The sequence below is a fragment of the Ruegeria sp. BF10 genome (assembly GCF_056538725.1).
Genome location: NZ_JBQFTR010000004.1, coordinates 16,643 through 42,878, shown reverse-complemented (window position 1 = coordinate 42,878; position 26,236 = coordinate 16,643). Strand labels below are relative to the sequence as shown.

Here is a 26,236-nt window from a genome sequence, read left to right as displayed (position 1 = left end):
CGACCAAGGGGGAGAAATCGCGGTTTTTTTTCCTTTTGGAAAAGCCCTGGACGCGGCTAGTCTTTTGATCATCGGTAAAAGGTGCCGGGTAAACGGATCAAGGAGACTAGGATATGGGCAAGCGCGACGATCTGATCGCCAAATACGCAGAAGACCTGAAAACCAAATGCGGCATGGACCCCGATATGGACCTTTTGACCAAGGTCACCATCGGTTGTGGTCCGGCGATCTATGACGCAGATGCGGCAACTGTCGCGGCCAGCCAGGACTCGGAACTGGAAACCGTCAAGAACAACTTCCTGATCAAAAAGCTGGGTCTGGCAGATGGCCCCGAGCTGATGGAAGGGATCAACAAAGCCATGGAAACCTATGGCATGTCCGAGCGCAACAAGTACCGTGCCGTTGTCTATTATATTTTGACCAAGCATTTCGGAAAAGAATCCGTTTACAGCTGACCCGGTCGAAATTCACCAAGCGCCCGCCGAGATTTTGGCGGGCGTACTTAATTTGAGTTTCAATTTAAAGACTTGGCATTTGAAACCAGGGGCGCGGCTGCGCTAAGTTCAACCTGTGACCAGGACGGTCAGAACCAGATATTTCCATACGCGTGTGGTGAGTAGGGAGCACGCGGGGGTAGGGAAGGTTCTGTATCGTCAGAGCCTTCCCTCGTTTCTCATCTGAGTTCGTCAAGAATGCGCGCAATGAAATTGTCGAATTCGGTGGGCTTCTGGTCCGATCTCCCTTGCGAAGCACCGCCGCTGCCTGCCAGATAAACCTCTATCCGTCCCGGGCGGGTTTTGTTGCCTGAATTCGTGAAGTCCCTCAGAACACCGTCAAGAGCATCAGCCGCCAGCGCCGCGTTTTCAGCGTCGCTTGGATGATAGAATCGAACCTGTGTTTCTCGGACGCGGAAACCCACGCGGTCTGTTGATACAACTGTCGCACGGCCCTGTGTAAGCAATTCGTAAGCCCGGCTACTGGCTTCTTGTGACACTCTCGACGGGACAAAAAGCGAAACTTCCAGATCAATGGGGGATTGAGCGGGCGAAAGCGGTTTTACCTCTGCATAAGACGGGGCCGCAGATAATGTGATCTCTTGCAGGGCAGGGTCCAAAATCATCAAGGATACCTGCGAAAAGTTGTCTTTGTTCGACCGGTTGGAGTAGCGCCACGGAGGTTCCGCAGAAGCTGGATGCAAGGTTTGAACATCCGCTGAAGAATCGGTGGCCAAGATGGGCTCGAGCTGTGGCGGAATGAAAATGGCTGGCGGAGACAAAGACAAGGCCGGTTCCGGGCCTGGGGATCCTGGTTCCAACTCGCCTTGGCCATCCGCATTCGAAATGTCTTCAGCAGGAACCGGTGACGTCACAACCGCCTCAACCGAGACGCTCTGGTCGCGAGATGCGCCTGTGATCGCATCCTCGGCCTCTTCGATGATCGGGGGGGTGGAAACGGGTGCGCCCTGCGAAGACGCTGGATCGGTGGGTTCTTCTGCTGCTTGTGTGTCTCGTGGGGCCAGTGGCTCATCAATTCTGACAATGGACGCTCTGTCTGAAAGCAGTTCCTCGATTTCAGGCAAAGTTTCCGTAGCCGCATCCAGGCTGGGTGGGGGCGTTCCGCTGGTAGAGCGCCAAATTCCGGCAATATTGGTGACACCCCATTGCAGCACCGCACCGCAAACCAAGGCGGCCAGAATAATACCTGCTCTAACTAAGGGTTTTTTCCTGTCTTTTGGTTCTTCCAAATGCAGGGAACGGACCCGGTCTGATACGATCTCTTCGATTTTGGTTTCGTCGGGCCGGGACAGATGCTCTGTCTCGGAAGGTTTCAGGGCGGGTTTTTCCTGCGCTTCACCCTGCGCCCCGCTGAGCACTCTGGCACGCTTTTCACGCGCCTCTTTCAGGCGCGCTTCCCAGTTTTTTGAATTCTTCGCAGCAACGGCGTCTTCGAATACCCCATTGCCGCCTTCTTCGTCAGACATGGGTCCATGCTTTCAAGAAAGACCGAACTTTATTCGAACACTGCCAAGTGTACGCTATTGCAGGATTAGCGATCGACAAGCCCCCACTCGGCAAAGCCCAAGGAAAGATACCATCTTGACAGGTGTTTGAGAAGTTCTGCACCTGACGACATGTTCCCATTCAGTCAGGCTGCGTTTCACCCAGCATGCAAATTATCCGCCATTCATCCTCGGTCACGGGTTGCACCGATAAGCGAGAGTTCTTCACCAGCACCATATTGGCCAGGCGCTCGTCCGCCTTGATCTGATCCAGCGCTACGGGTTTGGAAAAAGGCCGCACGGCCTTGATGTCCACGCACTCCCACCGTTCGTCATCGGTGGTGCTGTCGGGGTGGGCCTCGGCGCAGACCTCGACAATGCCCACAACGGATTTGTCCTTTTGCGAATGGTAGAAGAACCCCCGGTCCCCAATCTTCATCTGACGCATGAAATTGCGCGCCTGATAATTGCGAACGCCGTCCCATTCCTCGCCCGCGTCACCTTTCGCGACTTGCTGATCCCAGCTCCAGGTCGACGGTTCCGATTTGAACAACCAATAGGCCATCAACCGACCACCTTTTTCCACGAGATCAGTTCGACCGATTGGAACAATCCAGCCTTCGCGTAGGGGTCGCCATCGGCCCAAGACTGTGCGGCGGCCAGGTCTTCCACGTCGAGGATTATCAAAGAGCCGATCATGGAATCGCCGTCCAGCAGTGGTCCGGCCTGTGACACGACGCCGGTTTCTTCGATATAAGCCAGGTGGGCCGAGCGGTTGTCCAATCGGGTTTGCAACGCGCCGGGTTTGTCACGAGCGATGAGGGCGATCAGCATGTTATTCCTCCTTGAGGGGTCGATTGAGCAGGTTTTGAATGGCCTCGGTGACACTGTAGGCGCCATGGCTCAGGTCCGCCACCGTGGTGCTGATGGGCATATCCAGCCCTTCCTTGGCGGCTATGTCCGACATGGCGCGGGCGGTGGCGACGCCTTCGACCGTCGTTTGACTGTCGAAGGGCTGATTCAGACCCAAACTCAGGCCAAAACGATAGTTTCGGGACAGTTCGGACGAGCAGGTCAGCACAAGATCTCCTAGCCCGGACAAACCCATCAGGGTGTCGGGACGCGCGCCGCGCATCGCGGCAAAGCGTTGCATCTCGGCAAACCCGCGAGTCATCAAGGCCGCCCGGGCGCTGTCTCCCAGACCTGCGCCGATGACGGCCCCGCAGCCAATGGCCATGACATTCTTCAGCGCGCCGCCAAGTTCGGCGCCGACCGTGTCTGTGGTGCGATAGAGGCGCAGGTTCGCCGTCGTCAGTTCGGCCTGAAGCGCCTTGCCAAGTTCCGTATCCTCGCAAGCCAGCGTCAACGCGGTGGGCAGGCCGTGTGCAATGTCATCTGCAAAACTGGGCCCGGTCAGCAACGCGATGCGGGCATCCGGGACAACCTCTTTGATGACGGCGACAGGTCCAAGCCCCGAGGTCAGTTCAATTCCCTTGCAGCAGGCCACCAGAGTCTTGCCACGTAGGACCGGGGCGTGATCCTGCAAAGCGCTGCGCAATTTCTGCATTGGCACAGCCAACAAGAGCGTGTCAGCCCTCAGCGCCTCGGCGATGTCCGCGGTCACGGTGATGTCCGCGGGTAGGGCGATGTTGGGCAGCCGGGTTGCGTTTTCGCGCGCCGCGCGCATCTGCTTCGCCTGATCGGCGTTTCTTGACCACAGTGTCACCGGCCCGTTGCCTGCCAGCGAGATTGCCAGAGCAGTACCAAACGCACCGGATCCCAGAACGGATACGCTCATGCCTTGGCCCCTTTCTTGCCGCCGCCCAGCATGGCCGGGCTGTGCTGATCCAGAGGCCAGCGAGGGCGGGCGGTCAGATCCAGCCCGTCCCGTGCGCCGGTACGAAAGCGTTCCAGGCCAGCATAGGCAATCATCGCAGCATTATCCGTGCACAACGCCAACGGGGGGGCGGTGAACCTGGTGTCTTTTTCAGCACAAACAGACTCTAATTCGGACCGAATGGCCGAGTTGGCGGCAACCCCTCCGGCAACGGCAATCACGGGTTCAGACGGAGAGTTTTCCAGATACAGATCAATTGCGCGTCGGGTTTTTTCGGCCAATGTGTCCACAACCGCCTGCTGGAATCCAGCGCACAGATCTGCGCGGTCCTGGCGCGTCAAACCACCCTTTTCGTTCACGATCTGGTCGCGCATCCGCATCAAAGCCGTTTTCAATCCCGAAAAGGACAGATCGCAACCGGGCCGGTCCAGAAGCGGCCTTGGAAACCGGAATCGTTTGGGATCACCGGCGCGCGCCTCGGCTTCGACGGAAGGGCCACCAGGTTGCGGCAGGCCCAGCAGGCGGGCGGTTTTGTCGAAGGCTTCACCGGGCGCATCGTCGATGGTGCCGCCAAGGCGGGTAAAATGTTTGGGCCCGTGGGCGATCAGGAACTGGCAGTGGCCGCCCGACACCAGAAGCATCAGGTAGGGGAAGGCAATGTTGTCCGTCAGTCGCGGTGTCAGCGCATGACCGGCAAGGTGATTGACACCCACCAGCGGCAGACCGGTTGCCGCGCTGATCCCCTTGGCGCACATCACGCCGGACATGACCCCTCCGATCAGACCCGGCCCGGCGGTGACGGCAATGGCGTCCATGTCTTTCAGGGAAAGCCCCGCGGCTTCCAGTGCTTGCAGAACGCAGACATCCAGCTTTTCCGCATGCGCCCGGGCTGCGATCTCAGGCACGACGCCGCCAAAAGGACTGTGCAGTTCGGTTTGGCCATGTACCACGGATGACAGGATTTCGGCTTCGGCGCCCGTCGTTTGGCGCACGATGGCTGCGGCCGTATCGTCACAGCTGCTTTCCAATCCCAGTACGGTAAGTGTTTGCACCATCACCCTGATCCGTTGCATCATGATCCTACGGCGGGGTATCACCCTGCGCGGATGCAAACAATCCTGAAGGGCCAAGGGGCCGCACGTTGTATTTGTTGATGACCCGCCCGCGCGCCGCCTCTGAAAGGTTCGTTGCGCAGTTGCCTACCCGCACCAGAACTCGGGTTCAGGCCATCTATTCCCCGATCATGGAAATCCGACCTCTGCCGGTTGCCGTTGAGACCGAGGGTGTGCAGGGATTGATTTTCACATCGGCCAATGCGGTGAACGCGGCGGTCTTGAAGGGTGTGGACCGCAACCTGCCCGCTTTCTGCGTCGGACCGACAACGACCAGTACCGCAAAAGGTTGCGGCTGGCAGGCCGAAATGGTCGGGGCCACGGCGGAAGAACTGGTGGGACATCTGCTCAAGCGGAGGCCCAAAAGCCCGCTGTTGCATTTGAGGGGTGAGAACACGCGCGGCAATGTTGCCGGTCGACTGACCGAATCCGGCCTGACGGTGCGGGAACTGCCGGTCTACCAGCAATTGCTGTTGCCGCTAACATCCGAAGCGACCCGGGTGGCAGATCTGGATTCGCCGGTGATCACACCGCTTTTTTCGCCAAGAACGGCGCGACATTTTGCCGATATTTGGACCGGATCCGCGCCTTTGTGGTTGGCCGCAATCAGTCAGGCTACGGCGGATCCCCTTTATTCATTGGACTATGCGCGCCTGAAGATCGCAAAGAAGCCGACACCAAAGAAAATGCGTAAGGCTGTCAAAAAGCTTGTGAAACATGCGTTGCGGGTTGAGGGTGGCGCGGTCCCCGATTAACTTAACCAGGGCTGTTATTCATCTGAATTTGGATTCGATAAGGGGAATATTGCGGTGGCTGGTAAGAAAAAGTCCGTAGAAAAGCCGGTGGAGACCCCCAAGGCAGATGACGTCGTCGAACCCGAACTGCAACAGGACGATGCGACTGTTGACCCGACTGAGACCGTAGAAGAAGAACTTTCCGAAGCCGAAGCCGAAGCCGAAGCCGAAGCCGAAGCCGAAGCCGAAGCCGAAGCCGAAGCCGAAGCCGAAGCCGAAGCCGAAGCCGAAGCCGAAGCCGAAGCCGAAGCGTTGACTGAAGATACTGCTCCGGCCGAAGAAAAAGTGGTCGAGCGTGTTGTTGAAAAGCGTGGCGGATTTGTTCCCGCTTTGCTGGGCGGTGCCATTGCAGCCGCTGTCGGGTTTGCGCTGGGCAATGGCGGGCTGTTGTCAACGGGCTCGGACAGTTCGGATACCTTGGCGGCGTTGGAATCCAAACTGGCAGACCAATCCAACCAGATTGCCAAGCTGTCGCAAGAGCTTGCAAACAGTCCGGATGTTGCCGGTTTGACGGATCAGGTCAATGCGCTGTCCGACAAACTGGCACCCGTGGAAAGTGACCTGAGTGCGATCAAATCCACTGTGGAAACGCTGTCAGGCCAGATCGGACCATTGTCAGAGCGCATCGCGACGCTTGAGAAAACCCCGATCGAATCCAACGTGTCGCCCGAATCCATGGCCGCCTTCGAAGCTGAGCTGAAGAAGCTCCAGGACTCGCTGGCCTCGCAACGGGCCGAGGTTGAAAAAATGGTTTCCGACGCCCATGCGCTGGAGGCAAAAGCATCTGCCGACGCGCAGGCCGCGGCCAATGCCGCCGTTCTGTCCCGCTTGCGTGGGCAACTGGATGCGGGTCAGCCCTATTCCGATCTGGTTGCAGAACTGAAAGCAGGCGGTGTGGATGTGCCGGATGCCCTGTCCGGGCCGGCTGAGAAGGGCGTTGAAACACTCTCTTCTCTGCGGGACAGTTTCGCGCCTGCGGCCCGAACCGCGCTGGCCGAAGCCCGTGAAGCCGACAAGGGCACCGGCCTGATCGCATTCCTGCAACGTCAAACGGGCGCGCGCTCGGTCACGCCCCAGGAAGGGGATGGGCCAGATGCCGTCCTGTCTCGTGCGCAGGCTGCGCTTGCGGACGGAGACCTGGCCAAAGCCTTGAGCGAACTGAAATCACTTCCCGAGGCGGCACGGGCTGCAATGGCCGATTGGGAACAGGCGGCCCAAACACGGGTCGCCGCCGTCGATGCGGTGAATACACTGGCTTCCAGCCTGAACTCGAACTGAAGGACCTGCCATGCTGTGGTCACTGTTTAAGATCCTTGTTTTTGTTGCGATTATCGGCCTGCTGGCGCTGGGCGGTCACTTCCTGATGCAAACCAGTGGCGGGGTTCAGATCACCGTCGCGGGCACGGAATTCACGCTGGGGCCGCTTCAGTCGGTGATCGCGCTGGGTGTGTTGGTTTTTGCGGTCTGGCTGTTTTTCAAGTTGCTCAGCCTGCTGATCGCAACGCTGAAATTCCTGAACGGTGACGAAACTGCCTTGTCCCGGTACTTTGACCGCAATCGCGAGCAAAAGGGATATCAGGCGCTGGCTGATGGCCTGATGGCGCTGGCCTCGGGCGAAGGGCGCGTGGCGATGACCAAAGCCACCAAGGCCGAAAAACTGCTGAACAAGCCTGAGCTGACTGATCTGTTGGTGGCACAGGCCGCCGAGATGACCGGTGACACGAAAAAGGCATCGGATACTTATAAAAAACTGGTGACCAACAACGCGACTCGGTTTGTCGGCGTACGCGGGATCATGAAGCAGAAGCTGGCCGAAGGTGATGATGAAACGGCCCGCAAACTGGCCGAGAAGGCCCTTGCGATCAAACCGCGTCATGAAGAAACGCAGGACGTGCTGCTGAACCTGCAAACCAAGGCGCAGGATTGGGCCGGGGCGCGTTCGACCCTGACGGCCAAGTTGAAGGCCGGGTATTTGCCGCGCGATGTCTTCAAAAGGCGCGATGCTGTTCTGGCCTTGTCCGAAGCCAAAGGCATTCTGGACGAAGGTGCGACCGTTGAACAGCAGGAACGCGCGATCGAAGCCAATCGCCTGTCACCTGATCTGGTGCCTGCCGCCGCCATGGCCGCGCGCGCGTATATCGCCAAAGGCAAACCCCGGGCCGCGACCAAGATTTTGAAAAAAGCATGGGAGGCTCAGCCGCATCCGGATCTGGCCCATGCCTTTGCCGAAATCGTGCCGGATGAAACTCCCGAGCAACGTATCAAGAGGTTCACGGCGCTGACCCGCATTCACCCCGAGAATTTGGAAACGCGTCTGATTCTCGCCGAATTGAACATTGTGGCCGAGAATTTCCCCGAAGCCCGCCGTGCGTTGGGCGATGTGGTCGAAAAGCAGGGCGATGCGCGCGCTTATACGTTGATGGCCGCTATCGAACGGGGCGAGGGGGCCTCGGACGCGGTTGTGCAAGGCTGGTTGGCCAAGGCGCTGAATGCGCCGCGTGGTCCGCAATGGGTGTGCACCAACTGCCATGATATCCAACCTGAATGGGGACCGGTCTGCCAGAACTGCGGCAGCTTCGACACGCTTAGCTGGCAAACGCCGCAAACACCCGAAATCGCAAGCGCGACCGGCGTACATATGTTGCCTTTGATTGTTGGAGCGCTTGAAGATCAAACCGAAGAGCCAGACGTCATGGAGCCTGCGGACGAGGACGATGTGGTCGAAGTGACACCTGAGTCGGCAGAGGTGGCAGAGGAAGCCGAGGTTCACAAACAGGCCTGAGCCACGCAACGCCCGCTTTGCAGCCGGCCTGTTCCTCTGCGTTCCGAGGGTCAGGCTTTTCTGGGCAAAACACATGATCCGCCACAGCGGTGCCATTGATCGTGTTGGTGCCCCTTCGGTGGTCTGTCGCAGTTTTCGGCCCAGATCTTGACGGTACATGCTTTTGTTCGTGGTTAGCGCCTCTGGCTGCGCTGTTTGCTCGCCCTCTTTCGCCTCGTCGTCCCTGCGTAGGGTTGATACACCTCTTCCCAGAAATGGGTTTCCGCCGTGACAACTACCCACTTGTCCGTTGGCGGGACGTCCACGACTCCGAACATGATCACATCTCTGACCAGTCCGCCGTGATTTCGCTGGTTATATGCTGACTTCGTCAACTCCAGCCCAAGCAGGTCAAGTGAAAGAAGGCCGCGGGTCGGGCCGAAGCTTTGTATCCGCGTCAGCTCGATTGCTTCCTTCAAGCATGTTTTTGCCTGGTTCCATTCATTGAGATTGATGTGATGCCGTGCTTTTTGGTGAAGCCAAACCGGACGCCAGCGGTCCGAAGGGTCAAGCTCTTTCGTCTCACTCAGCAGTTTGTCGACGCGTGTCCTGTCGCCCCTCTGACGAGCCGCTTCAAGCGCGTCCCGGAACCAAACGCCTTCCAGCGCAGTCCCCTTTGCGATTGTCGCGAGTCGGTTCGTCGAGGCGGCTCGGATCACGCCAGGAACGTTCGTATCCTGCGCAAGATTGTTCAGAAACCAAAGGCGCGTTTCCTTTTCGATTTCTTCCGCGGCAGCCTGATGATCCAGTCTTTCACAATGCCGCTGGTGATCCTGAAATTCGGCCACGACGTTTTTTGATGACCGGTATTCGCGCTCGACAATTTTCCTGAGCTCGTCGCGATCCCCGGAGCCGGGGAGGTAAGCCTGTAGTCGATCACCGTCTTGTATCTCGGAAAAGCGTCGGCTCAGGCGTTCACAGATGCCCGTGCGTGTTGCATCCGGATACCGAAAATTCGAGGGTATGATCGTCGCAAACGCACTCTCCATCCAAGGAACGCAAGCCTTCAGTTTGGCCTCGAAATGCTGGTCCTGAGCCCCTGTTTCGTGCCCGGCCGTGCTGCGATAGGCTTCCAGTGTCAGGTTGTAGACCAGCTTGAAGATGTGGGTCAGTTCCAGAACGCGGTTTTCACGGGGATCGGCGCATGTGGGCTGAACATCCGGGCAAAGCAGTTTGAGAAGGCGCAAGTAACCGTCCTGCATCGCGCGCGCGAGCAACAACATTTGGCGAATGGTCTTCATGCTGGGCCGCGCAAAGCGCCGACTTACAAGAAAGGTAAATCTTGCCTTCTCGTCCTCGGGCGGATGCCCATCGAGGGCGCGGCTCAGGGCGTCTTCTGAAATGCCCAGGTCAAAACGCAGCCGTGGGATGGAAAGATTTCGGGCCTGAATGAAATCCCGGGCCGATTGGTAGTTGTATTCCAGATCTTCGCCCTTGTCGTATTCCCAACATCCGGAAAACGGTAGCCGGGATTTCGGGTTTGGTCCTGTATCCCCGGACTCGGCCAACCTGTCCGGAAATGTGCGTTTGATACTGTCCTGGTCAGGAAGAGCTATGCCTTGTTGCCAGCGGTAAAGCGCCCGTGCGATTTTTGCTTTGGGGTCTTTGTCCGGGTTGCAGATTCCATTTTCGATCTGATCTTCCGCCAATCGAACGGCGTAACCCTCAACTGACAGACCGATCAGATCGAAAGCCCAATCCAAAACCTGTTGAACCGGAAGCTGAAGCCTTGATGGGTCCGCGGGATCCGGTTCCGGCAAAAACCAAAACCGCCCGTCCGGCAAACCATCATCCGAACGGTCGTCGATCATCCAGAATGCGGCCCGTCGGGCAGCGCCTGGCACGTACAGGTGAATCAAAAGCTCCCAGACAATATGTTGGATCGGCGCGTCGAATGTCCAAAGCTCCTGCTCGATCCGCCAAAAGGACATTACCACTTCCCAGATATTTTGTTCGGCATCCCGGACTGCGCTCTCATCAAACTCAAGAGCAACGCAGAGCTCTCTACAACTTCTACGGTGCTCTTTTTCGATCTGCTTCATCGAAAGCTCTCGCCGAAGAAGGCGCGTTTTTTCTCGCTTGCCCATTACCGAGCCAAAGAAAGACCGGGACAGTTCGACAAAGATGGCTTCCGGAGGAGGTACAAGTGCCAAGAGAACCCTCATAAACAGTGTAACTGCTTGACAATAAGTATTATTATGAAGGGGGGCAACGCCGGGAAATTGGTTTGCACGTTTTGTGTCAGATATTTTGAAGCGCGCCGGTGGCAGGTTCGAATCATGTAATGAACATGGAGAACCAAACGTGGAAACTTCCCTGAAACACAGCATCGACCAACTGGTCATCAATTGGCACGTCAACGAAGCTTGCAACTACCGATGCGTGTATTGCTATGCCAAGTGGGAACGACCGTCTTCAGCGCGCGACGTGATCCGCCAGCCGGACAACACAGCCAAATTGCTGCGGTCGCTCTGGGCTTTTTTCGATCCTGCGAATTTGAAGAACCCTTTGAATGGCACTTTGACTTGGCGGCGTGTCCGTCTCAATTTTGCTGGCGGTGAGCCATTGTTGTGTCGCGCTGACCTGATCCGTGCCGTTGAGCTGGCCGCCCAAATCGGGTTCGATGTTTCGATCATTACCAACGGCAGCAGGCTTGATGCGGAAACCATGTCTGCCCTGGCGCCGCATCTCGATTGGCTGGGAGTAAGCCTGGACGCGGCCGACATGCACACGAACAAGGCGATCGGCCGCGAAGACCGTCGCGCTCGGCAGTTGGATCTAGAGGCTTTGAGGGACAGCGTCGCAATGGCGCGCTCAGACAACCCTGACCTGAAGCTGAAGATCAATACGGTCGTGAATTCCCAGAACCATGAGGCGGACTTGGCTCGAGTCATTGCGCAATTGGCACCCCACAAGTGGAAGATCCTCCGGGCGCTTCCGATGACAACCACGGCCGGCATGGTGACGGATAAGCAGTTCCGGGCCTTTGTGCACAGGCACCGCTCGTTGAAGGACATCATCCGCGTTGAAGACAACGCAGACATGCTGGGGTCGTACCTGATGATCGATCCGAAGGGCCGTTTTTACCAGAACCACAATGATACCCTGAAGGAAGGATACCGATACAGCAGACCCATACTGGATGCTGGTCCGGGTGCTGCCTTGGAGTCTGTCGGATTCTCGGCGCTCGGTTTCGCCGACCGTTACCGATGAGCTTTTCGGCGCAGAAGTATTGCGGCGATAAAGACGTAAGCAAAGTGATCGGGAAGCTTCCAGAGGCCGGCTGGGCCTGCAAACGCGGCCGGGTTCATGAGAGGCAATATGCGCGTTCTGCTTGAGAAGCTATCCCGGCAGATAACGGCAGATGTGATGCGTTGGCTATCTTGTCAGCCCGTCAGCAGCGATCAAGCTGCTGAATCTGCGCGTATATGATGGGTTGGCACTGACACCACAGCAAAGGCGGGTTTGTCCGGTTTTACCGCCCTTCGAACCGGATCGACCCGCCTGAACCGTCAGATGAATGCTTCGAGCCCATGACGGAAGTGCTGTGGCGCCACCTTTGGCCGACACAGAACTCTATCCATCGACGTCCCGCACCGTCGTGCCGCCTCCAAATCGGTTGATCTTTCGGCTCGGGCACTCAACGTGCACCCGCTCGCGCTAGGTGCGTTGGCAAGACTTGGGCCGTCGACTGAAGGCCAGAAATTCAATCAATTGTAATCGCGCATTTCGTATCGTATCCAAAGAGCATTATTCCAGTTACTGGGCAGCGGACATGAAAGACCTGTATAAGAGCTTCAACGAACTGACCGATGCCGAATGGCTTCAGCTATGGCTGGATAAAGCCGAAAACAAAGGCGGCGAGCTTGCAAGCGCTCTGCCGGACTTTCCTCCAAATGATATTCAAGTCGAATATGTCGGAAGCGCGCTTTCCAGTGCAATCAGAGAAGCGCATGGTTTTTACGTGCACGCAAAGCAGATGTTTTCAACGCACGGCGAAAACCCCAGCAAGGACGATTGCTTTTTGGATTTCGGATGTGGTTGGGGACGGTATATTCGTCTGTTTTCCAAAGATTATCCCAGCCGATCAATATTCGCCGCTGATGTAAATGCCGACATCATTGATGAGTGCCGGAAAAGAGCTCTGCCAGGCGAGTTCATGCATATTTCCCCATTGGGCGCGTTTTCCCTGCCCGATGGCAAGATTTCGTCTGCAATGGCGTATTCAGTTTTCACGCATCTGCCAGAGGATGTTCATTTGCATTGGCGTACCGAGCTCGCGCGCGTTACCAAACCCGGCGCTGTGCTGGTGATCACGGTCCAGCCGAGGCGGTTCCTGAGATACATTGAAAATCGCGGGCGCGAGATATTGGGTCCGAAAATATTTGGAAGCAGAATTGGTTTGCTTCGTCACTTCCAACTTGGAAAACGAAGAGGGTCGAACGCTTGGCACAAGCTGCTTGCAGAGTCCGCAGATAGGGTGCCCGAGTTTGCCGCGCGTTATGACAGCGGCGAACTGGTCTTCATGGAAGGCACAGATGGCAACAAGACTTACGGCGATACGATCGTGCCAGTTTCCTATATCGAAGAGAACTGGGCCCCGGACTTCAAAGTCGTTGACGTCATAGATGACAAATCCAGGTTTGCTCAGTCGGTCATCACGCTCAAACGGATTTGAACACCAAGCAATTCATGCAGGTTTTTGATCCGGACAAAGCAGTCAGATCCCGGGTTGCAGCGTTCAACGCGTGCGCAAAAGCGCTTGTCGAGAAAAACAATCTTCGGCCTTGCCTCGCGTTGCAGGCATTTACCCAGGCTTCGTGAACGAAAAACCGGCTGCTGGTGCGGCAGGACGTTGCCATGCGTTCGGCAAAGTTCAAGATGACGATAGTTCCGGTGCCATAGTCCCGAGCCACTTGGCCTTGCCAATGCGAACAAGCCGACAGCATCCGCCAATTTGAATGGTTTTGGACTTGGCCATGCCTTTCGAATCCAAAGATCGGAAAGTGCCATTGGGGCATCAAGCTCGTGCTTTTTGGGGTGAAGCCCCAATCAAACCCTCTAGTGTCGTGTTTTCCGCGGGTGTGGAGCGTTCCACCACCTTCAGGGCGGTAATTGAGATTCGGTAAAACACTCAATGAAACAGAGCGTTCAAGGCCATCTATGTTCGGATGAATGGTGCCCAGGAGAGGACTCGAACCTCCACGTCCATACGGACACTAGCACCTGAAGCTAGCGCGTCTACCAATTCCGCCACCTGGGCAGGTGTCGTGGAGGGGCGTTTAAGCCTAGTCGTGGGGGGCGTCAACCAGATTCGGTGAGATTTTTTGAAGTTTTTTTATTTCGGTTCCCGGCCGGTGTTTTCAGCCCATGATTTTCAACACTGTCGCGGCGAATTAGCGCCTTGTTTGCCTGGCCTGCGGGCGCTAGTTCTAGGGCGCAATTTCTCAGCAGGAGCCCTCTCATGTCGAAACTGGTGACGATTTTTGGCGGATCGGGATTTGTCGGTCGCTACATCGCGCGGCGCATGGCGAGAGAGGGTTGGCGTGTCCGGGTAGCCGTACGTCGCCCGAACGAGGCCATGTTCGTCAAACCCTATGGTGCCGTGGGTCAGGTCGAACCGGTGCTGTGCAATATCCGGGATGATGCCTCGGTGGCGCTGGCGATGCAGAGCGCCGATGCGGTTGTGAACTGCGTGGGTGTGCTGAACGAGCTTGGCAAGAACGGTTTTGATACCGTACAGACCGAAGGAGCTGAACGCATCGCGCGTTTGGCGGCCGAGCAGGGCATCAAGCGGATGGTTCATATCTCGGCCATCGGTGCAGATGCGAATTCAGCCAGCGCGTATTCCCGGACCAAAGCACATGGCGAAGCGGGCGTTTTGAAGCATATGCCAAATGCCGTGATCCTGCGTCCTTCGGTGATTTTTGGCACCGAAGACCAGTTCTTCAACCGTTTCGCCGGAATGACCCGCCTGGGACCGTTCCTGCCTTTGGTCGGGGCCGAGACAAAATTCCAGCCGGTTTATGTAGACGATGTGGCGCAGGCTGCCGTCAAAGGTGTTCTGGGACAGGCAGAGCCGGGTATCTACGAGCTTGGCGGCCCCGAGGTGAAAACCTTCCGCGCCCTGATGCAGCAAATGCTTGAAGTGATTCACCGTCGCCGCGTCATCATCGGTCTGCCGTTCTTTGTTGCCCGGATCATGGCCGGTGTGCTGGACATGGTTAAGTTTGTCAGCTTCCAGCTGTTCCCCAACAACATTTTGACCCGCGACCAGCTCAAGAACCTGCGCCATGACAATGTTGTCGCCGAGGGTGCCAAGTCATTTGCAGATCTTGGGATTGAACCGACCACGCTGGAATCGGTGCTGCCGGAATACCTGTGGAAGTTCCGCCCCTCGGGTCAGTATGACGACATTCAGAACTCGGCCAAAAACCTGCGCATCTGATCAGCTGTAGGCCATGATCAAAAGTATCAGGCCTAGAATGACACGGTAGATGACGTAGGGTGTGAAGCTGACGCTGCGCAGAAGCCGCATCATCAAGCTGAGCGCCAGCAGGGCCGAAAGAAAGGCAAACAGTGCCGCAATGGCCCCATCCCGGGCCAGTTGCATATCGGCCCCGCGCACGGCATCCAATGCCAGCAGAGTGCCCGACGCCAGAATCGTCGGGATCGACATCAGCATGGCAATCCGCGCGCCGTCTTCACGGGTGTATCCCAATTGCCGCGCGCCGGTTATGGTTATCCCGGAACGGGACGTGCCAGGGATCAGGGCAAGAACCTGCCACAGACCCATTATGAGCGCGTCGCGTATTCCCCAGTTTTCGGCCCCTTTGGTTTCAGGAGCCTTCTGATCCACCCAATACAGCAGCAGACCGAAACCCAGCATTGTCCATCCGATGACCGTGATCGAGCGCATGGCCTGGCTCAACCCGGTGACATGCAGAATGAGGCCCGCGATCACGGTAGGAACAGTTGCAACGATCAGGCCCAGAGCAAGCCGGGCCTGCGGTGTATCCGCGCGTCCGGTCAGCGCGCGCGGCAACCCGGCAATGGCCTGTTTCACATCCGACCAGAAATACAGCACCACGGCGCCCAGGGTTCCCACATGCACCGCGACATCAATGGCTTGACCCTGGTCCTGCAACCCCGACAGGTTGGGCAGCAGGATCAGGTGACCGGATGAAGATATGGGCAAAAACTCAGTGATTCCCTGAATGATTGCTACGAGAATCAGGTGAAACAAACTCATCTGCCCTGCCGTGCTGCTGCCACGTGTTCTTTGTGGGTTATGGGTATAAGGGCGATGGAAAAAAGGAAAGCGCGCATATAGGTCCGAAACGGATCTAAAATTTCCAATTATTTTTCCTTTTTCTTAAAGGCGCGCCGCATTTTTTCAATTTAGGTCAGTATAATTGACTTTTCATCCAAAAGTTCATCCCGTAAAGAAACGGAACCTAGCCAATTCATGGAGTCTGACCCGTGGCCAAGCAACCGATGCTGAAATTTGTGCAGATCGACCGCGTCATGCCGGAAAAGCGTGCTGCCAATGACCGCAAGGACGACTTTGACGAGATCTATTCCGAGTTCGCCGCTGAAAAAGCAGCCGAACAGGCGAGTCGGTGCAGCCAATGCGGTGTTCCTTACTGCCAGTCGCATTGCCCGTTGCACAACAATATTCCCGACTGGTTGCGCCTGACTGCGACCGGACGTCTGGAAGAAGCCTATCAGGTAAGCCAGGCCACCAATACCTTCCCCGAGATCTGCGGGCGCATCTGTCCACAGGACCGCCTGTGCGAGGGCAACTGCGTGATCGAACAGTCGGGCCATGGAACGGTCACGATTGGTTCGATCGAGAAATACATAACGGATACCGCATGGGAAAAAGGCTGGGTCCAGCCGGTCGCTCCATCGGTCGAGCGCGCTGAAAGCGTGGGTATCATTGGTGCAGGCCCCGGTGGATTGGCCGCCGCGGATATGCTGCGCCAGGCTGGTATCCAGGTCACGGTATACGACCGTTATGACCGGGCCGGTGGTCTGCTGATGTATGGCATTCCGGGTTTCAAGCTGGAAAAAGACGTTGTTCAGCGCCGCAATGACCTGCTGGCAGATGGTGGGGTCGAGTTTGTTCTGAACTGCGACGTGGACGCGGCCAAGTTCCAGGAAATCAGGGCCAGGCATGATGCCGTTATCATTGCGACCGGTGTCTACAAGTCGCGCGACCTGGCAATGCCGGGCAGCGGTCTGGCCGGGATCGAGAAGGCAATCGACTTCCTGACGGCCTCGAACCGTAAGAGCTTTGGCGACGAGGTCGAAGATTTCGACAGCGGTCGCTTGAACGCCGACGGCAAGAAAGTTGTCGTGATTGGCGGCGGTGACACCGCGATGGATTGCGTCCGCACTTCGATCCGCCAGGGCGCGACTTCTGTCAAATGTCTGTATCGCCGGGACCGCGCCAACATGCCGGGATCACAGCGTGAAACACAGAACGCCGAAGAAGAAGGTGTGATCTTCGAATGGCTCAGCGCACCCAAAGGGTTCACGGGTGAAGACACGGTCAAGGGTGTTATCGTTCAGAAGATGCGCCTAGGACAGCCAGACGCGTCCGGTCGTCAGGCCCCCGAAGTCATCGAGGGCGCGGACTATGTCGAAGAAGCCGATCTTGTGATCAAGGCGCTTGGATTCGAACCTGAAGACCTGCCCACGCTGTTTGGACAACCCGACCTGCCGGTCACCCGCTGGGGTACGATCAAGGCGGCGTTCCAAACCGGCGAGACCGAAATGGACGGAGTCTATGCAATCGGTGACATCGTGCGCGGTGCCTCGCTGGTGGTCTGGGCGATCCGGGACGGTCGTGACTGCGCTGATGCGATCATCGAACGCTTCAATGCAAAATCTGCCGTTGCGGCTGAATAATCCCGGCGACCAGGAGGGTTTGAAATGCCTGAATTGCAAGGCCAATGCATGTGTGGCGCGGTCACGGTGACGGCAACTCCGGCGCGGGATGCGCTTGGGGCGTGCCATTGCGACCAATGCCGCCGCTGGACCAGTTCCATGCTTGTGACGTTTCAGGCCGAAGAAGGCTATGCCGCGCTTGGCCCGGTCAAAACCTTCACTTCCTCTGACTGGGCCGAGCGCGCCTTTTGCGCCGATTGTGGCTCGGCGCTTTGGTATCGGATCACGCTTCCGGGCGAGATGCACGGCCAGACACAAATGGCGGCCGGCCTGTTCGACAACGCCGCAGGCAACCCGCTGAAACTTGAACTTTACATCGACAAAAAGCCCGAGGGCTACGCGTTCGCAGGCGAACGCCGGCAGATGACCAAAGCCGAGGTCGAAGCCATGTATGCCCCCTCTGACGAAGGAGACAGCCAATGACCAAATATGATGCCGATTGGGTGCGGGCCGAAGAAGCCAAGCGCAAATGGATGGCTGAAAATGGTCTCTATTCCGAGGAGGAAGAGCATTCTTCCTGTGGCGTAGGTCTCGTTGTGTCCGTGGATGGGAAAGCGTCGCGCAAGGTTGTGGACGCCGGTATCGACGCACTCAAGGCGATCTGGCACCGCGGCGCGGTTGATGCGGACGGCAAGACCGGCGATGGCGCGGGCATTCACGTGCAGATTCCGGTGTCGTTTTTCTACGATCAGATCAGGCGCACAGGCCACGAGCCCAAGTTGGATGAACTGATCGCCGTTGGTCAGGTTTTCCTGCCGCGCACCGACTTTGGCGCACAGGAACAGTGTCGGACCATCGTGGAAACCGAAGTTCTGCGCATGGGCTATTACATCTACGGCTGGCGTCATGTGCCGGTCGATGTCACCTGTCTGGGTGAAAAAGCCAACGCCACCCGGCCCGAGATCGAGCAGATCCTGATCTCGAATTCCAAGGGCGTGGACGAAGAAACCTTCGAGCGCGAGCTCTATGTCATTCGTCGCCGTATTGAAAAGGCCGCCTCGGCTGCCGGTATTTCCGGGCTGTACCTGGCGTCGTTGTCCTGCCGTTCGATCATCTACAAGGGCATGATGCTGGCCGAGCAGGTTGCCGTCTTCTATCCCGATCTGATGGACGAACGGTTTGAATCCGCCTTCGCCATCTATCACCAGCGCTATTCCACCAACACCTTCCCGCAATGGTGGCTGGCGCAGCCCTTCCGCATGCTGGCGCATAATGGTGAGATCAACACGCTGAAAGGCAACATCAACTGGATGAAAAGCCACGAGATCCGCATGGCGTCCTCGACGTTTGGGGATTATGCCGAGGATATCAAACCGATCATCGCCGGAGGATCGTCGGATTCGGCAGCATTGGACTCGGTTTTTGAGGTTCTGGTGCGCGCGGGCCGCTCGGCCCCGATGGCGAAAACCATGCTGGTTCCGGAAAGCTGGTCCAAGCAGGCGGTGGAACTGCCGCAGGCGTGGCGTGACATGTATTCCTACTGCAACTCGGTGATGGAGCCGTGGGACGGCCCTGCCGCACTGGCCATGACGGATGGCCGCTGGGTCTGCGCCGGGCTGGACCGTAACGGCCTGCGTCCGATGCGTTACGTCGTGACTGGCGATGGTCTTGTCATTGCAGGATCCGAGGCCGGCATGGTGCCGATTGATGAGTCCACAGTGACCGAAAAAGGCGCGCTGGGCCCCGGTCAGATGCTGGCCGTCGATATGAAAAAGGGCAAGCTGTACCGCGACAAGCAGATCAAGGACAAACTGGCGAGCGCATTGCCGTTTGGCGAATGGGTCGGCAAGATCAACGATCTGGACGAGGCGTTGGCAGGCGTGACCGAAAAGCCGATTTTTTCGGGTGAAGATCTGCGCAAGCGCCAGATCGCGGCAGGCTATTCAGTCGAAGAGCTGGAGCAGATTCTTGCGCCCATGGCTGAAGATGGCAAAGAAGCGCTGGCGTCCATGGGAGACGATACGCCCTCGGCGGTTCTGTCCAAGCAATACCGCCCGCTCAGCCATTTCTTCCGGCAGAATTTCAGCCAGGTCACCAACCCGCCGATCGACAGTTTGCGCGAATACCGCGTCATGTCCTTGAAAACCCGGTTCGGGAACCTGAAGAACGTGCTGGATGAGGACAGCAGCCAGACCGAGATCATCGTTCTGGAAAGCCCCTTTGTCGGAAACGCACAATGGGATGAACTGGTTGGGAACCTCAATGCTCCGCTGGCCGAGATCGATTGCAGCTTTGAGCCCGGTCAAGGCGCGCTGAGCGCTGCTTTGGCCCGTGTCAGAGCCGAAGCTGAAGAGGCGGTACGGTCTGGCGCAGGGCATCTGGTGCTGACCGATATGAACTCGGGTGAAGATCGTGTGGCGATGCCGATGATCCTTGCCACCAGCGCAGTGCACTCGCACCTGACCCGTCAGGGCCTGCGGACGTTCTGTTCCTTGAACGTACGCTCGGCTGAATGTGTCGATCCGCATTACTTTGCGGTTCTGATCGGCTGTGGCGCGACCGTTGTGAACGCCTATCTGGCCGAAGACTCGCTGGCCGACCGGATCGAACGCGGGTTGCTGGATGGCACCCTGACCGAAAATGTTGCCCGCTATCGCGAGGCCATCGACCAGGGCCTGCTGAAGATCATGGCCAAGATGGGGATCTCGGTGATCTCGTCTTATCGCGGAGGCCTGAACTTCGAGGCTGTTGGACTGAGCCGCGCGATGGTGGCAGAATATTTCCCGGGCATGACCAGCCGGATTTCCGGCATCGGCGTCACCGGCATTCAGGCAAAGGCCGAAGAAATCCATGCCAAGGGCTGGAACAGTGGTCTGGACGTTCTGCCCATCGGTGGTTTCTACAAGGCCCGCGCAACGGGCGAGACCCACGCGTGGCAAGCGACCTCGATGCACATGTTGCAGATGGCCTGCAACAAGGCGTCCTATGAGCTGTGGAAGCAGTATTCAGCCAAGATGCAATCGAACCCGCCGATCCATCTGCGCGACCTGATGGATTTCAAACCGTTGGGCAAGCCGGTGCCGATCGAAGAGGTGGAATCGATCACCTCGATCCGCAAGCGGTTCGTCACGCCGGGCATGTCACTGGGCGCGCTCAGCCCCGAGGCGCACAAGACGCTGAACGTGGCGATGAACCGGATCGGTGCGAAGTCCGACAGCGGCGAGGGCGGCGAGGACCCGGCGCATTTCGTGCCCGAACCCAATGGCGACAACCCCTCGGCCAAGATCAAGCAGGTGGCCTCGGGCCGGTTCGGTGTGACCGCTGAATACCTCAACCAGTGCGAAGAGCTGGAAATCAAGGTAGCCCAAGGTGCGAAACCGGGCGAGGGCGGCCAGCTGCCGGGCATGAAGGTCACCGACCTGATCGCGCGCCTGCGGCACTCGACCAAGGGCGTGACGCTGATTTCTCCGCCGCCGCATCATGACATCTACTCGATCGAGGATCTGGCGCAGCTGATCTATGACCTGAAACAGATCAACCCGCGCTGCAAGGTGACGGTGAAACTGGTGGCGTCCTCGGGCGTCGGCACGATCGCCGCCGGCGTGGCCAAGGCGAAAGCGGATATTATCCTGATTTCGGGTCACAATGGCGGTACCGGCGCATCACCCGCGACCAGCATCAAATATGCCGGTCTGCCATGGGAGATGGGTCTGACCGAGGCGCATCAGGTTCTGGCGATGAACAACCTGCGCGACCGGGTGACTCTGCGCACCGATGGCGGCCTGCGCACCGGGCGCGACATCGTCATGGCGGCGATGATGGGGGCCGAGGAATACGGCATCGGCACCGCCGCACTGATCGCCATGGGCTGTATCATGGTGCGTCAGTGCCAGTCGAACACCTGCCCCGTCGGCGTTTGCACGCAGGATGAATCGCTGCGTGCCAAGTTCACCGGCAACGCGGACAAGGTGGTGAACCTGATCACCTTCTACGCGCAGGAAGTGCGCGAGCTGCTGGCCAGCCTTGGCGCGCGTTCCGTGGATGAAATCATCGGTCGGGCCGATCTGCTGGCGCAGGTTAGCCGGGGTTCGGCACATTTGGACGATCTGGATCTCAACCCGCTGCTGATCACCGTCGATGGTGCGCATAACATCGTGTACAATCGCGACAAGGACCGCAACGCCGTGCCCGACACGCTGGATGCCGAGATCGTGCGCGATGCGGCACGGTTCCTGAAGGACGGCGAGAAGATGCAGTTGTCATATGCCATCCAGAACACGCACCGCACTGTCGGAACCCGTATTTCCAGCCACATTGTGCAGAACTTCGGCATGCGGAACACGTTCCAGGATGACCACCTGCACGTGAAACTCCAGGGTTCGGCCGGTCAGTCTCTGGGGGCTTTCGCTGCCCCGGGTCTGAAGCTGGAAGTGTCGGGGGATGCCAATGACTATGTTGGCAAGGGCCTGTCTGGCGGCACGATCGTTGTGCGCCCGCCGCAGGTCAGCCCGCTGAAGGCAGACGACAACACAATCATCGGCAACACGGTTCTCTACGGTGCAACTGACGGCCATCTGTTTGCGGCCGGCCGCGCGGGTGAACGGTTTGCCGTGCGCAACTCGGGCGCCAAAGTTGTGGTTGAAGGATGTGGCTCGAACGGGTGTGAGTACATGACCGGCGGTGTGGCCGTGATTCTTGGCGACATCGGGGCCAACTTCGGTGCCGGGATGACCGGTGGCATGGCATATCTTTATGATCCCGAAGGCAAGGCCGAAGCGTTGATGAACAAGGAAACGCTTGTGACCTGCCCCGTCACCGTGGACCATTGGGTGGATCAGTTGAAAGCCCTGATCATGCGTCACGCCGAGGAGACTTACAGCCGCAAGGCCGCGGATATTCTCCAGCATTGGGATGTGGAAAAGGGCAACTTCCTACAGGTTTGTCCCAAGGAAATGCTGAACAAGCTCAGCCACCCGCTGAGCGAAGAAGTCACGGCAGTTCCGGCGGAGTAACCCGAAATCCCATCAAAAAACCGGCCCCGCGTGCCATTTGCAGCACGCGGGGCCCCGACTTTTGAGCGGTTTCAGTGGGATTCTTGCCTGCTCTCCCGAATTTCGCCATGCTTTTTTTACCTTGTAGTGATAGCCATGGCCTGTTTCGGTTTCCAATGGTGACAGAGTAGGGGCAAAAGGATGCCAACGACATATCGCGATCAGTTCTTCACCTTTGATCCCGCAAACCCGCCACCGGGAGGAACCGCCGTCACTGTCAGCAGTTTAAACCTGACTGACGTGAATGATGACAATCTTATTGACGCGCCCAGTGGCGATACGGTCAACGGACAAGACGTAACAAATTCCTGGCCGGGGGATACTGTTACGATCAACGTGTCAGGCGTCGGGAACGTGACCTATACAGGAACCACTTTCTACCTGGCCGATGGATCACGGGTTTTCACCCCCACAGACAACCAGGTGCTTCAGCCTGGAACGCTGGTGTCGACCACTTTTGTCAATACATCGGGCCCCCTGAATGTCGGAAATCTGGGACCGCCGTGTTTTACGGCAGGGACCATGATCGCGACACCGGAAGGTGAGCGCGCGGTTGAGGATTTGAAGGCTGGTGATCTGGTCATCACGGTGGATCACGGACCGCAACCCTTGATCTGGGTCGGGTCTAAAACCGTCGCAGCCGAAGGCAAATTGGCTCCAATCCGTTTCGATGCCGGGGTGTTCGGTCTGGATCGCCCCTTGCTGGTTTCACCGCAGCACCGGATGCTGATCGAAGACTGGCAGGCGTCCTATCTGTTCGGCCATACCGAAGCTCTGGTTCCGGCGCATACCCTGGTCAACGATGACACGGTGACACGGGTCGAGGGCGGTGAGGTTGAATATTTCCACCTCTTGTTCAAACAGCATGAGATCATTTTCGCCAACGGAGCGAAAAGCGAAAGCTATTATCCCGGGCACGCGTTGTCGGCCTCGGATCGTGAAACGCAAAGCGAGGTGCTGCACTTGTTTCCCGAATTGACCGGGCTTGATCCGATGTCGCTGAAAACCGCGCGCCCGATCGTTCATCCGCGCGAGGCGCGTGTTTTCGCGATTTAGGCCGTTTCAAACCGGAACCCTGCGTCGTATAGCTGAGGCATGGCGAAGAAAGCAGCCCGCAAATCCGGCGGTAAAAAAAGCAAGGCATCCAGAAAGAAAGTACCGGTGGCGCGGCAGATTCGCCGCTGGGTAGCGCGCGCGGCCATGGCAGTCGTGTGTCTCGTCGTTGGTCTGGTCCTGATTTATTCGGTCGTGAACCCGCCCGTGACTCATACCATCTGGTCGGAATGGCGCCGGCTGGGAAAGGTTGAACGCGAATGGGTGCCGATCGAGGACATGGCCCCGATCATGGCAAGATCGGTTGTGGCGGCTGAGGACGCAAATTTCTGTCTGCATTGGGGATTTGACGTTGAAGCCATTCGCGATGCGCTTGAGGATGGCGGAAGTCGCGGTGCGTCGACCATCACGCAACAGGTGGTGAAGAATGTGTTCCTCTGGCAGGGCCGCAGCTGGGTGCGCAAGGCTTTGGAAACCTCGATCACGCCGTTGGTTGAGATATTCTGGAGCAAGCAGCGTATTCTTGAGGTGTATTTGAATGTCGCCGAAACCGGAAATGGCGTGTTTGGGGTCGAAGCTGCGGCGCAACGCTATTTCAACACCAGCGCGGCAAAGCTGACTTCGGTTCAGGCGGCACGGATTGCCGCAATCCTGCCGTCCCCGCGCAACCGGTCGGTCACGGACCCGACTGCGCACACCCGCAGACGGGCGGCTTCAATCCTCGATGGGGCGGCCACCATCCGCGCAGATGGTCGCGCGGATTGTTTCGAGGATTGAAACCCGCTATCTGACAAGGGTAAATCTGTCGGGTATTCACTGGTTCGAATGGAAGTCCATGGCGCGTCTGTTTCACGTTCCCCTCTCTCCGTATTGCCGCAAGGTCCGTCTGTCGCTGGCGGAGAAGAAGATCGAGGTTGAGCTGGTAGAAGAGCGATACTGGGAACAGGATCCCGACTTTCTGCGGCGCAACCCGGCGGGAAAAGTACCCGTTTTGCGTCTGGACGGCCAGATCATGTCGGAAAGCGCGGCCATCTGCGAATACATCGAAGAAACCCGGCCTGAGCCAGCTTTGATGCCGAAAAACCCCGAAGCCAGGTTCGAAGTGCGACGGCTGGTCGGGTGGTTTGACGACAAGTTTCACCACGAGGTGACATCGAAGCTGTTGTATGAGCGAGTGAACAAAAAGGTGACAGGGCAGGGGTATCCGGACAGCAAGAATGTCAAACAAGGTGCCAAGGCGATCAAGTACCATCTGGATTACATGGCATGGCTGCTGGATCACCGCCGTTGGTTGGCCGGGGATCAGATGACATTGGCGGATTTCGCGGCCGCCGCGCATCTGTCTTCGCTGGATTACATCTCGGACGTGGACTGGAACCGCAGTCAGGTGGTCAAGGACTGGTATGCCAAGATCAAGTCTCGACCAGCATTTCGGTCAATTCTGGCGGATCAGGTGCCAGGGTTCCGACCGCCGCCCCATTACGCTGATCTGGATTTCTGATAGGGTGCGCAAGGGGGGCCGTCTGCCCCCCATCGCGCCGTGGGCGCGATTCCCCCCGAGGATATTTTTGGCCAGATGAAGAGCGGATCGGATCTTAAGGAAAAGCTGGTGCAACAAGCCTTGGCAGAGGGGTTTGTTGCCTGTCGCGTGTGCCGCCCTTGGGATGTTCCACAGGTGCCGAAACGCTTGCGGGCATATCTGGACGCCGGATACCACGGGCAAATGGGATGGATGGCCGAACGCACACATTGGCGTGGCGATCCTGCCGCCCTTTGGCCCGAGGCGCAATCGGTGGTCATGTTGGCCGAAAGCTATACGCCGGAACATGACCCGACGGAGATTCTGAAACACCCGGATCGTGGTGCAATTTCGGTCTATGCGCAGAACAAGGACTATCATGATCTGGTCAAGAAGCGGCTGAAGCGGTTGGCGCGATGGCTGATTGCCGAAGCCGGAGGCGAGGTGAAGGTATTTGTCGATACCGCGCCGGTTCCCGAGAAGGCGCTGGGATATGCCGCCGGACTGGGGTGGCAGGGCAAGCATACCAATCTTGTAAGCCGCGAATGGGGAAATTGGGCCTTTATAGGGTCTGTTTTTTCTACTCTGGACCTGCCAGCAGACAATTCAGAGATCGATCATTGCGGGTCGTGCCGCGCCTGTCTGGACAGTTGCCCGACCGATGCGTTTCCGGCCCCGTATCAACTGGATGCACGGCGGTGCATTTCCTATCTGACCATTGAACATAAAGGCCCGGTCGACCATGAGCTGCGCGGTAAGTTGGGCAATCGGATCTATGGCTGCGACGATTGTCTGGCGGCCTGTCCATGGAACAAGTTTGCCGTCGCCGCGAGCGATATGCGCTATGCCGCCCGGGACGATCTGAAAGCGCCCGGTTTGGAAGAACTGGCAGCGCTGGACGATGCTGCTTTTCGTGCAAAGTTTTCGGGCTCGCCGATCAAACGTATCGGGCGGGACCGGTTCGTGCGCAACGTTCTGTATGCCATTGGAAACTCGGGACAGTCGAAATTGAAAGCAGTGGCTCAGCGTCTGTTGGAAGACCCCGACGAGACCGTGGCCGACGCGGCGCGCTGGGCGGTGGAACAACTGTCATAATTGCCGCAAACAGGCTGGACGTGTCGTGCATAACCGCTACACCCATCCCCAGCGAACAGT

At 57.8% G+C, this 26,236-nt stretch carries 22 protein-coding genes and 1 tRNA gene; 14 read left to right on the top strand and 9 right to left on the bottom strand.

Annotation, left to right across the window (positions count from 1 at the left end; all coding sequences use genetic code 11):
- Nucleotides 1-113 precede the first annotated feature (113 nt).
- Nucleotides 114-455: a DUF2853 family protein gene (locus ACR0DJ_RS15270; protein ID WP_170345908.1), complete on the top strand. Its 342-nt coding sequence runs from the start codon at nucleotides 114-116 to the stop codon at nucleotides 453-455.
- Between the two features lie 218 nt (nucleotides 456-673).
- Here the strand turns inward: ACR0DJ_RS15270 and ACR0DJ_RS15265 are convergent, their stop codons facing one another.
- The 5 genes from ACR0DJ_RS15265 to tsaD all read right to left on the bottom strand — a co-directional run bounded on the left by ACR0DJ_RS15265 (nucleotide 674) and on the right by tsaD (nucleotide 4,891).
- Complete coding sequence (locus tag ACR0DJ_RS15265) at nucleotides 674-1,981, bottom strand: hypothetical protein (RefSeq protein ID WP_480685517.1); 1,308 nt, start codon at nucleotides 1,979-1,981, stop codon at nucleotides 674-676.
- Nucleotides 1,982-2,141: 160 nt separating this feature from the next.
- On the bottom strand, nucleotides 2,142-2,564 hold the full coding sequence (locus ACR0DJ_RS15260; protein WP_480685516.1) for an EVE domain-containing protein: 423 nt from the start codon (nucleotides 2,562-2,564) through the stop codon (nucleotides 2,142-2,144).
- Nucleotides 2,564-2,833: a YciI family protein gene (locus ACR0DJ_RS15255; RefSeq protein WP_480685514.1), complete on the bottom strand. Its 270-nt coding sequence runs from the start codon at nucleotides 2,831-2,833 to the stop codon at nucleotides 2,564-2,566. The genes ACR0DJ_RS15260 and ACR0DJ_RS15255 overlap by 1 nt, the downstream gene beginning before the upstream one ends.
- Before the next feature lies 1 nt (nucleotide 2,834).
- Nucleotides 2,835-3,797 (bottom strand): NAD(P)H-dependent glycerol-3-phosphate dehydrogenase, encoded by a 963-nt coding sequence (locus tag ACR0DJ_RS15250; RefSeq protein WP_257599661.1) that lies wholly within the window; start codon nucleotides 3,795-3,797, stop codon nucleotides 2,835-2,837.
- Nucleotides 3,794-4,891, bottom strand: coding sequence for a tRNA (adenosine(37)-N6)-threonylcarbamoyltransferase complex transferase subunit TsaD (gene tsaD, locus ACR0DJ_RS15245; protein ID WP_480685511.1), 1,098 nt, complete (start codon nucleotides 4,889-4,891; stop codon nucleotides 3,794-3,796). Before tsaD ends, ACR0DJ_RS15250 begins: the two co-directional genes overlap by 4 nt.
- A gap of 98 nt (nucleotides 4,892-4,989) precedes the next feature.
- Between tsaD and ACR0DJ_RS15240 the strand changes: the two genes are divergently transcribed.
- From ACR0DJ_RS15240 to ACR0DJ_RS15230, 3 genes are read left to right on the top strand one after another with little or no spacing between them, the layout of a single operon-like run.
- A complete protein-coding gene (locus ACR0DJ_RS15240; RefSeq protein WP_480686287.1) occupies nucleotides 4,990-5,703 on the top strand; it encodes a uroporphyrinogen-III synthase in 714 nt (237 codons plus the stop codon).
- Between the two features lie 54 nt (nucleotides 5,704-5,757).
- A complete protein-coding gene (locus ACR0DJ_RS15235; RefSeq protein WP_480686286.1) occupies nucleotides 5,758-7,020 on the top strand; it encodes a COG4223 family protein in 1,263 nt (420 codons plus the stop codon).
- 10 nt (nucleotides 7,021-7,030) lie between these two features.
- Nucleotides 7,031-8,524 (top strand): heme biosynthesis HemY N-terminal domain-containing protein, encoded by a 1,494-nt coding sequence (locus ACR0DJ_RS15230; protein ID WP_480685506.1) that lies wholly within the window; start codon nucleotides 7,031-7,033, stop codon nucleotides 8,522-8,524.
- A 173-nt stretch (nucleotides 8,525-8,697) separates the two neighbouring features.
- On the opposite strand, the gene ACR0DJ_RS15225 is transcribed toward ACR0DJ_RS15230, so the two are convergent.
- Nucleotides 8,698-10,716: a hypothetical protein gene (locus ACR0DJ_RS15225; RefSeq protein WP_480685505.1), complete on the bottom strand. Its 2,019-nt coding sequence runs from the start codon at nucleotides 10,714-10,716 to the stop codon at nucleotides 8,698-8,700.
- A 97-nt stretch (nucleotides 10,717-10,813) separates the two neighbouring features.
- On the opposite strand from ACR0DJ_RS15225, the gene ACR0DJ_RS15220 reads away from it, so the two are divergent.
- Both ACR0DJ_RS15220 and ACR0DJ_RS15215 read left to right on the top strand, forming a co-directional pair.
- Complete coding sequence (locus ACR0DJ_RS15220) at nucleotides 10,814-11,776, top strand: viperin family antiviral radical SAM protein (protein ID WP_480685504.1); 963 nt, start codon at nucleotides 10,814-10,816, stop codon at nucleotides 11,774-11,776.
- Between the two features lie 562 nt (nucleotides 11,777-12,338).
- On the top strand, nucleotides 12,339-13,241 hold the full coding sequence (locus ACR0DJ_RS15215) for a class I SAM-dependent methyltransferase (protein WP_480685502.1): 903 nt from the start codon (nucleotides 12,339-12,341) through the stop codon (nucleotides 13,239-13,241).
- Here the strand turns inward: ACR0DJ_RS15215 and ACR0DJ_RS15210 are convergent.
- The gene (locus ACR0DJ_RS15210; RefSeq protein WP_480685501.1) at nucleotides 13,211-13,576 is read right to left on the bottom strand and encodes an Arm DNA-binding domain-containing protein; all 366 of its coding nucleotides are present in this window, start codon (nucleotides 13,574-13,576) and stop codon (nucleotides 13,211-13,213) included. The genes ACR0DJ_RS15215 and ACR0DJ_RS15210 overlap by 31 nt on opposite strands.
- 163 nt (nucleotides 13,577-13,739) lie before the next feature.
- Nucleotides 13,740-13,826 (bottom strand) — tRNA-Leu (locus ACR0DJ_RS15205).
- 201 nt (nucleotides 13,827-14,027) lie between these two features.
- Here ACR0DJ_RS15205 and ACR0DJ_RS15200 point away from each other — a divergent pair.
- Nucleotides 14,028-15,011, top strand: a complete 984-nt coding sequence (locus ACR0DJ_RS15200; protein WP_480685499.1) for a complex I NDUFA9 subunit family protein — start codon at nucleotides 14,028-14,030, stop codon at nucleotides 15,009-15,011.
- On the opposite strand, the gene ACR0DJ_RS15195 is transcribed toward ACR0DJ_RS15200, so the two are convergent.
- A complete protein-coding gene (locus tag ACR0DJ_RS15195) occupies nucleotides 15,012-15,815 on the bottom strand; it encodes an undecaprenyl-diphosphate phosphatase (protein WP_425079492.1) in 804 nt (267 codons plus the stop codon).
- 230 nt (nucleotides 15,816-16,045) lie between these two features.
- Between ACR0DJ_RS15195 and ACR0DJ_RS15190 the strand changes: the two genes are divergently transcribed.
- The 7 genes from ACR0DJ_RS15190 to queG all read left to right on the top strand — a co-directional run bounded on the left by ACR0DJ_RS15190 (nucleotide 16,046) and on the right by queG (nucleotide 26,176).
- On the top strand, nucleotides 16,046-17,479 hold the full coding sequence (locus ACR0DJ_RS15190) for an NAD(P)-dependent oxidoreductase (protein WP_480685497.1): 1,434 nt from the start codon (nucleotides 16,046-16,048) through the stop codon (nucleotides 17,477-17,479).
- A 24-nt stretch (nucleotides 17,480-17,503) separates the two neighbouring features.
- Nucleotides 17,504-17,941 carry a GFA family protein gene (locus tag ACR0DJ_RS15185; RefSeq protein ID WP_170345937.1) on the top strand — a complete coding sequence of 146 codons (438 nt, stop codon included), beginning with the start codon at nucleotides 17,504-17,506 and terminating at the stop codon, nucleotides 17,939-17,941.
- Complete coding sequence (gene gltB / locus ACR0DJ_RS15180; protein ID WP_480685495.1) at nucleotides 17,938-22,470, top strand: glutamate synthase large subunit; 4,533 nt, start codon at nucleotides 17,938-17,940, stop codon at nucleotides 22,468-22,470. Before ACR0DJ_RS15185 ends, gltB begins: the two co-directional genes overlap by 4 nt.
- Before the next feature lie 180 nt (nucleotides 22,471-22,650).
- Nucleotides 22,651-23,565, top strand: a complete 915-nt coding sequence (locus ACR0DJ_RS15175; RefSeq protein ID WP_480685494.1) for a Hint domain-containing protein — start codon at nucleotides 22,651-22,653, stop codon at nucleotides 23,563-23,565.
- Nucleotides 23,566-23,604: 39 nt separating this feature from the next.
- On the top strand, nucleotides 23,605-24,339 hold the full coding sequence (gene mtgA / locus ACR0DJ_RS15170; RefSeq protein WP_257599644.1) for a monofunctional biosynthetic peptidoglycan transglycosylase: 735 nt from the start codon (nucleotides 23,605-23,607) through the stop codon (nucleotides 24,337-24,339).
- A 58-nt stretch (nucleotides 24,340-24,397) separates the two neighbouring features.
- A complete protein-coding gene (fzlA, locus tag ACR0DJ_RS15165) occupies nucleotides 24,398-25,063 on the top strand; it encodes an FtsZ-binding protein FzlA (protein WP_170345944.1) in 666 nt (221 codons plus the stop codon).
- A gap of 75 nt (nucleotides 25,064-25,138) precedes the next feature.
- The gene (gene queG / locus ACR0DJ_RS15160) at nucleotides 25,139-26,176 is read left to right on the top strand and encodes a tRNA epoxyqueuosine(34) reductase QueG (protein WP_480685492.1); all 1,038 of its coding nucleotides are present in this window, start codon (nucleotides 25,139-25,141) and stop codon (nucleotides 26,174-26,176) included.
- Nucleotides 26,177-26,236 lie beyond the last annotated feature (60 nt).